This window comes from Bacillus kwashiorkori (assembly GCF_001375515.1).
GTDB classification, from domain to species: domain Bacteria; phylum Bacillota; class Bacilli; order Bacillales; family Caldibacillaceae; genus Bacillus_BK; species Bacillus_BK kwashiorkori.
The window spans coordinates 231,738-244,701 of the sequence record NZ_CTDX01000012.1 but is presented as its reverse complement, the minus strand read 5'-3'; the positions used below and the strand labels follow the sequence as shown (position 1 = coordinate 244,701).

General features: G+C 31.5%; 13 protein-coding genes. All 13 read right to left on the bottom strand.

Annotation, left to right across the window (positions count from 1 at the left end):
- Positions 1–588 (bottom strand): IS66 family transposase zinc-finger binding domain-containing protein (locus BN1242_RS04265; protein WP_203226036.1); only part of this gene is annotated, 588 nt, incomplete at its 3' end.
- 91 nt (positions 589–679) lie between these two features.
- Positions 680–1,033, bottom strand: coding sequence for an IS66 family insertion sequence element accessory protein TnpB (gene tnpB / locus BN1242_RS04260; protein WP_062351739.1), 354 nt, complete (start codon positions 1,031–1,033; stop codon positions 680–682).
- Positions 1,030–1,224: a hypothetical protein gene (locus tag BN1242_RS04255; protein ID WP_062351737.1), complete on the bottom strand. Its 195-nt coding sequence runs from the start codon at positions 1,222–1,224 to the stop codon at positions 1,030–1,032. Before BN1242_RS04255 ends, tnpB begins: the two co-directional genes overlap by 4 nt.
- A 490-nt stretch (positions 1,225–1,714) precedes the next feature.
- On the bottom strand, positions 1,715–2,710 hold the full coding sequence (gene galE / locus BN1242_RS04250) for a UDP-glucose 4-epimerase GalE (protein ID WP_062351734.1): 996 nt from the start codon (positions 2,708–2,710) through the stop codon (positions 1,715–1,717).
- Positions 2,711–2,889: 179 nt separating this feature from the next.
- Positions 2,890–4,302, bottom strand: coding sequence for an oligosaccharide flippase family protein (locus BN1242_RS04245; protein WP_062351798.1), 1,413 nt, complete (start codon positions 4,300–4,302; stop codon positions 2,890–2,892).
- A gap of 120 nt (positions 4,303–4,422) precedes the next feature.
- Positions 4,423–5,469, bottom strand: a complete 1,047-nt coding sequence (locus tag BN1242_RS04240; RefSeq protein WP_062351731.1) for a polysaccharide pyruvyl transferase family protein — start codon at positions 5,467–5,469, stop codon at positions 4,423–4,425.
- Positions 5,470–5,586: 117 nt separating this feature from the next.
- On the bottom strand, positions 5,587–6,546 hold the full coding sequence (locus BN1242_RS04235) for a glycosyltransferase (protein WP_062351727.1): 960 nt from the start codon (positions 6,544–6,546) through the stop codon (positions 5,587–5,589).
- 74 nt (positions 6,547–6,620) lie between these two features.
- Positions 6,621–7,898, bottom strand: a complete 1,278-nt coding sequence (locus tag BN1242_RS04230; protein ID WP_158661045.1) for a hypothetical protein — start codon at positions 7,896–7,898, stop codon at positions 6,621–6,623.
- 13 nt (positions 7,899–7,911) lie between these two features.
- Entirely contained in the window at positions 7,912–9,120 is a 1,209-nt protein-coding gene (locus BN1242_RS04225) for a CDP-glycerol glycerophosphotransferase family protein (RefSeq protein WP_062351721.1), read from the bottom strand.
- 76 nt (positions 9,121–9,196) lie between these two features.
- Positions 9,197–10,426, bottom strand: a complete 1,230-nt coding sequence (locus BN1242_RS04220) for a glycosyltransferase family 4 protein (protein ID WP_062351718.1) — start codon at positions 10,424–10,426, stop codon at positions 9,197–9,199.
- Positions 10,427–10,446: 20 nt separating this feature from the next.
- The gene (locus BN1242_RS04215; protein ID WP_062351713.1) at positions 10,447–11,070 is read right to left on the bottom strand and encodes an acetyltransferase; all 624 of its coding nucleotides are present in this window, start codon (positions 11,068–11,070) and stop codon (positions 10,447–10,449) included.
- Complete coding sequence (locus BN1242_RS04210) at positions 11,067–11,711, bottom strand: sugar transferase (RefSeq protein WP_062351710.1); 645 nt, start codon at positions 11,709–11,711, stop codon at positions 11,067–11,069. Before BN1242_RS04210 ends, BN1242_RS04215 begins: the two co-directional genes overlap by 4 nt.
- A complete protein-coding gene (locus BN1242_RS04205) occupies positions 11,711–12,826 on the bottom strand; it encodes a DegT/DnrJ/EryC1/StrS family aminotransferase (RefSeq protein ID WP_062351795.1) in 1,116 nt (371 codons plus the stop codon). The genes BN1242_RS04210 and BN1242_RS04205 overlap by 1 nt, the downstream gene beginning before the upstream one ends.
- Positions 12,827–12,964: the final 138 nt, after the last annotated feature.

The following is a 12,964-nucleotide window of genomic DNA, read 5'->3' as shown; positions in this document are numbered from 1 at the left end:
TACACTAGGACCTGCGATGCTCCGTTGAATGGGAGGCTGTGGTGCTTTGCCGCGCTTTATTTGCGATTTTTGATATAAGTCACTTTTGCATTTTTTACATTCATAGGCATGCTCAATATGCTGAACTTTCTCCATTCTTGCTGGAATAAATTTAGCTTCCTCACGTATGACTTTGCTACCTATTTCTGTCATTTGGCCTTGGCAACAGTCACAAATTGTATTCTCTGGATGATGATGAATAGCCTTCACTTCAACATTGTCATGTAATGAATCATTTCGTTTTTTATTTTGAGCTTTACGTACAACAGTATAAGATACCATCTGTTGGCTTTGTTCTTCTGTGTGCTCAGATTCATTAAAAGACGGATCATTATCAAATAATGATGTTTGTCCATTGGGCGCATTATATTTAGATTTCTCTGTTTTTGATCCATATAAAAGTTTCGTTAAATAGCGAACTTGCTCGGTTAATGATTCAATCTGTTTGGATAATGCTTCATTCTGTTGATTAGAATGAGCCAATTGTTCTTCGAGAAGCTGAATTAATTTCTTATATTGATTCTGATTATTAGTAGAAGCATTAGCCATTAGATTCACCACTTTTCGTTCAAATAAGATAGTTCAAGTATATCATTCGAACATCAGTGGGAAAATAGTAAAAGTTAAATTTTAATAGAAATCAAAAGATTCCTTTTGATGATTGCTGAATAGCTTTTGGCTGTTGAATTGATAACCCTTCAAGAAGCCAGCGAAGCTCTTGCTGCGTTAAGTTTTGCACTTCGTTTTCGTTTTTTGGCCATTGGAGCTTTCCTTTATCTAAACGCTTATAAAGCATGGCGAAGCCATCTCCGTCAAAATATAAACACTTATAGCGATCTTTGCTCCATCCGGAAAATAAGAAAATCGAATCTCCGTATGGATCAAGTTCGAAGGAATCTTGAATGAGAGTAGCTAACCCATCGATTCCTTTTCTCATATCTGTTTTACCACAGATAATGTAGATGTTTTTGACACTCGTATAATCGTGCCTCATAGATTTTTCATCTCCCTCATTACGGTTTGGATGATGTGCTCATCAACGCCGTTAGAGAGGAAAATTTCAACGTTGCCCGATTTGATCGTACAAGTTGAATTGAAAAAAGTTTTTGTTGGTATTGAAGATGTAACTTTTTCGGTTTCGGGATGCAATGTAACGGGGATGATAGTAAGTTTTTGTTCAGGCATATGAAAAGCACCTCCTTTAATCGATATCTAAATTTTATCAAGAGGTGCTGCTCAATTATATGCGTTGTTTGAATGGGGGCTTACTTTGCAATTTCCACCAATGCGAATGATCTTTTACAATTTCGGCTCTATAAGCATAAAAACACGCTATCTCCAATTTCATTTATACTTGTATTGACAAAGAAACAAGTTAAAAGAGGAGAAGCGTGTAAATGAATAATAACAAATTTATCCCAGGTTAGGAGATGTAATGATTACGAAAAATTGATGAGATTGAAGACCGAATAGGTATTCATCTGGAAATAGGAGTACGATCACATAAGTGCTGTGAGAGAGATTGTTGCGTAGTTACTGGGATGATTAAATAATAAGATAAGTTCGAGGGAAAGCATAGCCCTTCACAATATCTTTACTTTAGTGCGTTTATTCATTTAAAGGTAACACATAATTACCCGCCGAGCCTTTAGTCACAGCGGGTAATTAAATCACATTATTCTTTATAATTCTTCTCAAAGCGCCATGCATCCCGGCACATTGCAATAATATCACGTTTTGCTGTCCAGCCTAGTTCCCGCTCTGCTTTTGATGCATCTGCATAGCATGAAGCAATATCCCCAGGTCTCCGATCAACGATTTCATAAGGAACTTCAATATCATTAGCTTCTTCAAAAGCATTAACTAATTCTAGTACACTAGTACCTTTTCCGGTTCCCAAGTTATATACATGAACACCTTCAGTTAGGTTTTCCAATGCAGCAACATGACCCTCAGCAAGATCCACTACATGAATATAATCACGTACTCCTGTGCCATCGACTGTGGGATAGTCATTTCCGAAAACTCTTAATTTCTCTAGTTTGCCTTTTGCCACTTGAGTTACATAAGGCATGAGATTATTTGGAATTCCGTTCGGTGCCTCACCTATTTGTCCGCTCTCATGGGCACCAACTGGATTGAAATATCGAAGAATTGAAACTGAAAAAGCAGGATTTGCATTTGCTATATCAGTAAGAATCCGCTCACTCATGGCTTTCGTTTCACCGTAAGGATTAGTCGTTGGTAAGAGATCCATTGTTTCTACAAAAGGCACTTTATTATCTCCATATACTGTTGCTGATGAACTAAAAACAAACCGATTGACACCATATTTCTGACAAGCTTTTGTTAGAACCATTGTACTTACAATGTTGTTGTAATAATATTCTAGTGGTTTCTCTGTAGATTCACCTACTGCCTTAAGGCCTGCAAAATGAATCACACCATCAATCTTATAATTTCTGAAAATAATATCAACGGCTTCTGCATCTGTTACATCAATTTCGTAAAAATTAACTTCTCTATCAACTATATCCATAATTTTCATAACGGTCTCACTCTTACTATTAGAAAGATTATCAGCAATTATGACTGTATGCCCCGCTTCTAGCAAAGCTACACAAGTGTGAGAGCCTATATATCCGGCACCACCGGTTACTAGTATGTTCATAGAGTTTTCACATCATTTCATTTTATTTATATTTCACAGTAGACCAAAAGACACAGTCATAGGTTACCACCAATTTAAATGGAATAGATCAGAGTTCCATTTTTGTTTTATGGAATACTTCTTTGTACCAAGTTCTGGCCCTGGCCCCGTAATCGAAGTTTTAATAAAATTATTAAATGTCATATCACTTTATTTTTATTACGAATTATTCCAATCATTTTCTTTAATACGATTCTAAATTCATTATAATTTACTAAAATGAGAATTAAAAATAAACTTATTTGAATCAAGTATTCAAACTTAAAACTTTGGTACAATACTCCTATTTGAATAAAAATTATAATTAGCGCTAGCAATAACTTTCTTACATTCATCTTTATACTCACAAACTGCTTTGTGTCTATAATTCTTAAAATCCAAATAACTGCAAAACTAATCATAGTTCCAATAGCAGCACCGTTTATACCTATTATAGGAATTAACATAATATTTGCAGCAATATTTATAATAGCGCCTATAAAAGATGTTTTAAAAACTCCTGATGTTTTTTTTGCGGCAATATAATTTGTACCTAAAAAGCCTGAAAAGCTAGAAAATACAACCCCGAGTAAAAGAAACGGAACATACTTCCATGAAGCAAAATAAGTATCAGCTACTAAAAATCCCATAATAAATTTTAAATGTATAAGTAGTAGAGAAGTAAATACTAGCATTGTTAAAGAAAACACATTAAAAACATTTGAATAGAATTTAGATTTATCCTCTGATTTAGCCTCTTCTATAGCTGACATCTGCCAAGCTTGAAAAAAAATAGAGTTTACTATATTTAAAATGCTCGGTATTTTACTAGCAACAGCATAGAGTCCATTTGCGCTTAATCCTATAAGAAAAGTAAGGATATACCTGTCTGAAAAGCTCATAATCCACCACATAAGTGCATTAGGCATTAAGGGAATACTATATTGTAACATCTCTTTCATCAACTTAAAGTTTATTTTCTTTAGGTTAATATCCTTTTTAACCTTCCCAAAAATAACAACAAATAAGATACTAATTACATTAGCGATAATGAGGGACATTAAATAACCTAAAATCCCTTTGTTGAATAAAACAAGGAGAAATATATTAGAAATTAAAAGAATAAACGCATTAATTATCCCACTAGATGCAAAAAGTTTAACCATACCTTTTGCTCTTATATATTGTGACAAAGTAGTAAAAATGGATTGAACCAATAATAATATATAAAAATAAAGGATATAATCACTAAATGGTAAATACTTTATTAAAACAGGGGAAAGCAAAAGTAATAAAATAAATCCGATAAATATTATAATTAGAGCGTTAATTAATACAATTTGTCTATCGTAACTTTTATCCATTACAAATCTTAATACCGAATCAAATATACTTAACGTAAAAATAGGCATCAACAGACTTACGGTAGTCGTTAATAAATCTACCATTCCAAATTCACTTGTTGTTAAATAATACGTGTAAAGTGGTACCAGAAAAAAAACAATTAACTTAGTTCCTAAGTTCCCTAAAGCAAAAACAAGTGAATTGTTAACTAAATTCTTATAGATATTCATTTCCAATTCATCAACCTTACTAAAATTTCACCATTCTTATTTAATGTAGTTAAGCACAAATATGGGTAGACATAGACAGATTTTTTTAATTAGAAAAATCGGGTTTATATGCACACATAACTACTTTTCTAGCAAATCTATAACTTCCTTTACCTTCACTTTTAGAGGGTTTACTACATTTTCTGTATTACCGAAAGCCTTTTGTAAGCCTAAGTTTTTTACTTTATAGTAATCTTCATAATAAAGCGAAATGACTCTTTTACCAAGTGATAAGGAAAAAACATTAAAATGATAACTTAGACCAATACACTTTTGGCACATATTAACAAAATACTTTATATTTTCTGGTTCGAGACTATTTATATCTATTAGATCTTCTAGGAATATCCCTTTTTCCCCTATTATGGTTTTCAGAAAATAGTTATCTTGATACTCTGGGCTTTGCTCATTGTAACATATGGGGATAAAAAATGGAGTATAGCCTTTTGAATTAAGTTCATCCACTAGCGCTTTAAACCATTTTATTAAATATTCCTTTTCCGTTCTAAATGGCCTAATTGATACCCCAACTAACTTTTTATTTTCTAAAATAGAAGGATTAAATTCTTTGGGCTTTATTATTTCAAGATCCCAAGCTTCATCATTTGATAGTTTAACATTCTCAGATGTCTCTTTAATATATTCATAAGATATATAATCTCTTACATAAAATTTATCGGCAATTTTTACTATCTCTTTTACATAGGATTCATCTATGGATTTCTTACTTCCAAAGAATGGCCCAACACTTTGAGGCCTAAATTCAATATACTTATTTTTCTTTTTAAATGCACTAACCAAAAAGTAAATATTCTCTATATGTTTTGTATATAAAGAAGTTAGATTTCCAGCCCCTGTAATATACAAAGCATCATATTGAGCAGCATAAATTTGGCTAGTGATATCCATAAATGGTTTTCTAATGGACCCAAGTCTTCTTGGTAAATCTTTCAGTTTTATAAAGTTTACATTAGGATGTCTTTCCTTAGTCTTTTTTAAGTCAAAACTATAGTATGCGACAGTAATAGATTTCCCCCTAGATTTAAGATCCTTATATATCTCTTTAAACATTGCTTCGTCACCAAAATTATCATACCCTGCACAACTAATCAAAAGAACCTTTTCCATGTTAACCTCCAATAAATACTCATTAATTTAGAGAATTTGCTTTGATACAACTTTAAATAAACCACCGTTAATCAGCAACCAGCTTTTTCCCTCTAGATACTACATTTCCTCTCGCAACTATTTTATAATAGAGAAATTAGTATATTTTCTAATTTTGTAAAGAATAATTTTAATATTTTTTTGAGTGTAGTATTTACTAATAAAAAAGGAGTAAAATATATTAACTAATCCGTTTATTATTTGTTTATTCCTAATATTCTCAATACCTTTTCTGAACTTTTTATCCGCAATCATAAATCTTTCTTTCACTTTCAATTCGGCTTTTGATTGTGATTTTTTTACTATGTCAAAAACCAAATTCATATCATCCAAACTATTTTCCTTGTATAATTTCAAAATCCCGATAGAATTTCGGTACTGCTCAAAACTATTACTTCGCGAAATACTATTTGACCTAATTCTGTACATCAAAAGGCTTTGGTTAACCTTACCAATTTTAAACCCCTTAAGCAGGCATCTAAGTGTAAAGTCATAATCTTCGCAGTATAAAACTTCTCTATAACCGTCTAATTCTTCATAAACTTCCCTTTTTAAAAACCAAGTAGGATGTGTTGAAATATTGCCTTTCTCTAATACTTTTTTTACATCAGTATATGATAATTCATCTTTATTTGTTTCATATAACTTATTACCATTCTCATCAATCAAAATCATACTAGAAAAAACAAAATCCAATTTGTTATTTTCCAAATACTCCTTTTGAGTCATGAGTCTCTCACTAATAGATATGTCATCAGCATCCATTCTAGCGATATACCTGCCGCTACATTGTTTTAATGCAACATTTAAACTTTTAACGAGGCCAAGGTTTTTATCATTTACAAATACTTTTACTCGTTGATCGTAACTTTCGTATTGATATAACAACTTCTTTAACCTTAAATTTTCTGGGTTATCAAGTATAATTATAAACTCTATGTTAATATACGATTGATTCAAAATTGACTCAATACTCTTTTCAACCATATCTGTCTCTTCATTATAAGTACTCATAATAACTGATACTAACTCATTCACATTAATTACTCCTTAATTTTTTATCTTTAAACTACCTTTTCGAAGACCTTAGTCATTGTAGGAAAGATATTAAGCTATGTTTTATTTGACTTTGCATAATCAGATGTATTCTCCAAAAAATACATGTATGCAAATGGCAGAAGTAACGGAAACATTATATAAAACATTTCTCCCTTTATTTCAAATAACACAATTTGGATAAACAATAATAATGATAGTATTATACCAGCAACATCTATTCTTTTTAGAGATACTTTGAGAATAGAGAATAATAAAAAGTAAGTTATCCCATAAGCAATCATTGTTGGTATAAATCCATAAAATAACAACGGTCGCATAAACCCTACATCTGTAGACATATAGTAACCACTACCATTAGGATTTGAATAATATCCATCTCCAAACAAAAATGTCATTGCATCTGGCATAAATATCATTTTTTCAAAAACTGTATTACTAGATCCCGTTTCTAACTTCCCTGTTTCAAAATAATTTAAAAATAAATCAAAGGACCAATTAAACCATATGTTTACCATCTCATTTCTTTCCTTTAAAGAAATAAGTACAGTTAATAAAATCGCAATACTTAATACTATTAATAGAAAATAACGCGGTTTGTGGAAAAACAAATAAAATATTAGTAATCCAACACTTATTAAATATACAACTAATCCAATTCTGCCGTAAAAACTAGTTCCTAACCCTAATATCAAAAGCGTCCAAATCATTGTTCCATTTTTAGTATGAGTATTTATGTTTTTAACAATAATATATACATTAAAGATTGCAGCAAGTGAACACATAAAGGTTTCTCTGAAGTTTGAAAACCCCACCAAACCATACCTTGTGATGTACTTATCTTGCATTGATAGTTGAATATTCAGTGCAGAGTCATATATTATTCCTGCCCAGAAAGATTTAAATTCTGGTATTATAATCATTAGTAAAGAAAAAGCTACATATAAACTACAGGAATAGATAAAATATTTAATAAATAACACAAAATCATTATTTTTATGAATTTTAATAAAAACAATTAATAAAAATAACGTCTTAATCAATGTTCTTATAATACTTAAAAATACATTATTATAGGAAAAATCATAAGTCCCATATAAAGCTGGTACTATCAAAGAAAGACAAAAAACAATAAAATATGAAATAAAAGAGAGTTTTATATGGCTTTTCATTAAGGTTCTAAAAAAACTAAGAACGAATTTAGCATTGAAAATAATATATATTAATGGAATTAGATATATTATTATATAATTAATCTCCCTTATATCTTTCAATATAAAGGGAAAGTAGAAGTAAAAGGATAGTAAGAAATACCATACATTAATTTTTTTCATTGTAACCCTCAATTCAAATACTCTTTATGGCTTCAAAAATCCGAGCACAGTTGTATTTATCATACAGTTTAAAAAAGTGTTTATGCTTCTCTTTATATGCTTCATTCATTTGAAAGCTTTCTTCGTATGAATTAATAATCTCATTATATATACTATCTATTTTAGTACAGACTGGGCCAAAACCATCTCTTTTATAATCAAAATACCCTTCACCCAAATGCCCCTTTCTAAATTTTTCAATATCAAATTGATAATATATTACAGGTTTCTTCATATATGCAAAGTCAATAGATACACTGGAATAATCCGTAATCATTAGAGCCGAATTTTTCAACATTTCCTGGATATCATATTCATCACTATTGGCTATGATTACATTAGTACTAGAAGATTGAAAATAATCAATATATATTTGCATATTTCTATGTGGAAAAAAGTACATTGTTATATTTTTTTCTTCCAAAAATTTAATTATTTTCTCATTATTTATCAATTCATTACACCTTTGATAATATTCAGTTTCTTTAAAATCACTAACGTCATCAAACGTGTAAGAATTTTTTGTTTTTAACCCAAGCCAATTTCTCCACGTTGGCATAAATACTATTTGTTTTTTATTTGGAAGTTGATCATGCAATTCATCAAATCGAGGAAAACCTAAATATTGCACATTTTCATTTGGATAACCAAACCTATCTTTAACATATAAATATTCGGGATAGGCACCACATATAAATAACCTCATTTTAGTATTTTTATAATATAACCATTCGGAATCATTCAATGTAATACCGTGTTGCAGGAAGATTCTTGTGTTTTTTAATATTCCATAGACTTCTAAGAGGTAACATACTGCAGCATTAGGTTTCCCATCTTTATGTGAACTTATATTTTTACTTGCAGCTAAATAATATATCCAATGGATTAAACCTCCATATTTTATTATATTTCTATATGCAGATAATTTCTTATAATCAACAGATTTCATATTGATAGCATAAAATACTTTTATATCTGGATGGTTTTCTCTAATATATTTAAAGAAAACATATCCATTATCTCTTGCCTCTTCCTCTTTCTCACAAATTAACCACAATTCGTCTTTTCTATATCGAAAATACAATTTCAAAATAACGGAAAATGGTAATGCAATTAAAAACTGAAAGATTGCTAGCAAATCCTTTACTTGTACATATGTCAATTTTTTATAAAAACTCTTCAAATAATAACACCCTTTCAATACAACTGGAATATTTCCAAAAAGGTCTGTGAGTAGAAGCAATAGTATTTTTTTTTAGTTAACCTAACTTTTTTAAACTAGTTGATTTTGTCGAGTCCGAAATTAAATCAACTATAATTTGATAAGTATTTTTTCGATCAAATTTACTAACAGCTAATCTTCTGCTATTTTGCGACATAGTTGCCCTTAATTTCTGGTCTCTATAAACAATCATTAGTTTTTCAGCTAGATCTTTAGGATTATTATTTTCACAGTTTAGCCCCATCTGATATTCATTTACTAAATTTCTATATTCACTATTTTCTTGTGTGTTAATAACCGGCAAACCTGCGGCAGCATAATCAGCATGTTTATTAATTATACTCTGAGCCGCACCACTACTAATAGGATTTACAGCAATATCACAAGCTTTCAAAATACCTACCATTTTCCCATAATCCATTCGACCAGTAAAAACCGCATTTATTGATTTAGTTTTTACATATTCTTCGAATTTACTTTTTAATGGGCCATCACCCATTATTATAAATTTAACATTAACTATTCCTTTATTTTTTAAAATTTCCAAAGCATCGATTACAGATGTTAAATCATAACTATGCCCTAGGGTTCCTGCGTAAGCAACCCATATTTCATTTTTTGGTTTATCTGAAACTTTATTCACAATTGACATCTTATCAAAAGTATCTAACTCCGTACCTAAAAATATGCTATATGCTTTCTTACATTTGTTATTGACTTTAAGTGCTCTGTCTTTATATGTTTCCGATACAGAAATTATTTCATCTGCGGCAGCATAAATGTAATTGGCTTGTTTTTGCATTGGATAAAATAATAAATTACTGATTATAGGAATATTAAAAATCATTTTAAATGCTTCTGGCCACAAATCTTGAACATCTATAATGAACTTGATTTTATTTTTCGTTGCATATTCGGCAGCTACCCTTGCCATATCAAGTGAAGGAACCGCACAATAAATAACATCAGGTTTTTTCCGATTCTTAAGATATTTCTTCAAATTTCTTCCAATGAAAAAATGACTATAAAATCTTTTCAATGAAACATTATGTTTATATATCGGCTCAGAAATATAAGTAATCTTATAATTAAAATTCCCAGTATTTTTATCTCTTTTTATTTTTTTAATATGAGAAAAATCAGAAGTAACCAATTCTACATCAAAATGACTCTTTGCAAGTAAATTAGCTAGATAATTAAAACGGTTGTTTCCCTTTCCATCAAAATCGCTACAAAAGTGAGCTATAATAAGTACATCTTTTCCCATTCCAATTCTCCTACTTATAATTAATTGTTTTCTTTTTTTGCCGGTATTCCTAAATAGACTCCTGATTCAGATATATCCTTAACCACAACAGAACCAGCACCCACTTTGCATCCACTGGTAATGTTTACGTTATTACTTACCACACTACCAATACCTAACCAGGAACCTTTTCCTACTTTAACTGTTCCTGCTAAATGCGCACCTGGCGATATATGAACAAAATCTTCAATTTTATTATCATGGTCTACTGAAGAACCAGTATTAATAATGCAGCCTTTCCCAATGCTTGTACAACAGTTAATAACCACTCCTGCCATAACCACTGTCCCAAATCCTATTTCTACTTGTTCTCCAATCACTGCATTAGGATGAATTAAAACCGGAATACTTGCGCCAACTGTCTCAAGCATTTCATGAATCCTTTGCCTCGTAGCATTATTACCAATACCAACAAATATTTCATACTCATCTATATGTGTAAAAACATCATCTGAGGTCCCAATAACTTCTAAACCCATTGATGATTTGATACCTTTGTCGTCATCTAAAAAAGCAATACTCTGCCATTTATTCATTTTTATTGCAATGTCCGCAACAACTTTCCCGTGGCCGCTAGCACCAATTATTAAAAGTTTGTTTTTCATATTTCCATTCTTTCCTTCTTGGTTCCCTTAAAGGGCTCAATTGTTGCAGCTGTTTCTGAATTAATACCCTCTCTAACGAACACCTTTTTTATAGTCAAAAATATTATCTTCCAATCCTCAATCAAACTTACATTGTCTACATACTCAACATCGAGATTAAATTTATCTTCCCAACTAATCGTATTTCTACCACTAACCTGCGCCAAACCAGATAACCCTGGTCTTACTTCATGACGTCGCTTTTGATGATTGTTATACAATGGTAAATATTGTACCAATAGTGGCCTAGGGCCGATAATGGACATATCACCCTTCAAAATATTAAAAAGTTCCGGTAGTTCATCAAGAGATGTAGAACGTAATAACCTACCAAACTTCGTCAACCTAACACTGTCAGGTAGTAAATCCCCTTTATCATCTCTTTCATCCGTCATGGTCCTAAACTTATACATCAGAAAGATCTCTTCATTAAGCCCGGGTCTCTTTTGCTTAAATAGCACAGGGCTACCTAACTTCGTTCTCACAAGTAAAGCGACTATTAAAAATACCGGACTAAGAACAATAATAGCTATTAAAGAAAGAATAAAATCCATCGGTCTTTTTACAAACCTTCTATAAATACCACCTTTGGAATTCTTCATTATTCTAACCACAACCCCTTAATAATCTCTACAACCCTTTTTAAATCTCCATCCGTCATCTTCGTATCTGATGGTAAACAAACACCATTCTCAAACAGCTTTTCTGCTACATCTGTTCCAACAAAATCATACTTTTCAAAGAAAGGCTGCATATGCATCGGTTTCCAAACAGGTCTTGATTCTATATTTTCTTTTTCAAGAGCCTCCATAACATCAATTGGTCTAACCTTTCCAGTTAAAACCATAGAGCTTAACCAGTAATTCGGTTCATCCCATTCATTACTAGGCATGAACTCCACACCTTCAAGTCGACCAAGCTCTCTTTTATAAAACTCAAAGATATAATTCTTCTTCGCAACTCTCTGATCTAAAACCTTAAGCTGCCCTCTACCAATCCCAGCAACAACATTACTCATCCGATAATTAAAACCTAATTCACTATGTTGATAATGCCTTGCTTGATCCCTTGATTGTGTGGACCAAAATCTAACCTTTGCAATTCTCTCCTCATTATCTGAAACTAGCATTCCACCACCAGAAGTAGTGATAATCTTATTTCCATTAAAAGAGAAGATGCCATAATCACCAAAAGTCCCAGTATGCTTACCTTTATAGTAAGTACCTAAAGACTCAGCAGCATCTTCTATAACCGCTACATTATGTTTTTTGCAAATCTCCATAATTTTGTCCATATCTGCTGACAAACCATATAGATGAACGACCAGTACTGCCTTTACTTCTGGATACTTCTCAAATGCTTCTTCCAAAGCTATCGGACTCATATTCCAAGTCTCGTAATCACTATCTATAAATACAGGAATAGCATTCTGATAAATGATTGGATTTGCAGTAGCAGAGAAAGTAAGTGTCGGACAGAAAACAATATCCCCTTCTCCAACCCCTGCAGCTTTAAGAGCCATATGAATTGCAGCAGTCCCTGAAGAAAGTGCCGCAGCAGCTTTAGATCCAACTTTTGCAGCTATCTCTTTTTCAAACTCATTAACGTTTTCACCAAGGGGTGCAATCCAGTTTGTATCAAAAGCTTCGTTTATATATTGCATTTCATAACCTTCATCACTCATATGTGGTGAAGAGAGTAATATTCTTTCTTTCACTTTTGTCGACTCCATCTTCTAGACTTCCTTCCATTGTTAGGTAAATACTTTAGTAAATTAGGACTTAATTAGAAGATCTACCTCCAACCAACTACTAAACCACTAAATCAATCCATATCTGATACTCACTTCGTACCA

Coding starts and splice junctions, on each gene's coding strand:
- BN1242_RS04210 (WP_062351710.1), bottom strand. CDS start 11,711: ATGAAGAATTCCAAAGGTGGTATTTATAGAAGGTTTGTAAAAAGACCG.
- BN1242_RS04230 (WP_158661045.1), bottom strand. CDS start 7,898: ATGAAAAAAATTAATGTATGGTATTTCTTACTATCCTTTTACTTCTAC.
- BN1242_RS04255 (WP_062351737.1), bottom strand. CDS start 1,224: ATGCCTGAACAAAAACTTACTATCATCCCCGTTACATTGCATCCCGAA.
- tnpB (WP_062351739.1), bottom strand. CDS start 1,033: ATGAGGCACGATTATACGAGTGTCAAAAACATCTACATTATCTGTGGT.
- BN1242_RS04215 (WP_062351713.1), bottom strand. CDS start 11,070: ATGAAAAACAAACTTTTAATAATTGGTGCTAGCGGCCACGGGAAAGTT.
- BN1242_RS04220 (WP_062351718.1), bottom strand. CDS start 10,426: ATGGGAAAAGATGTACTTATTATAGCTCACTTTTGTAGCGATTTTGAT.
- BN1242_RS04245 (WP_062351798.1), bottom strand. CDS start 4,302: ATGAATATCTATAAGAATTTAGTTAACAATTCACTTGTTTTTGCTTTA.
- BN1242_RS04240 (WP_062351731.1), bottom strand. CDS start 5,469: ATGGAAAAGGTTCTTTTGATTAGTTGTGCAGGGTATGATAATTTTGGT.
- galE (WP_062351734.1), bottom strand. CDS start 2,710: ATGAACATACTAGTAACCGGTGGTGCCGGATATATAGGCTCTCACACT.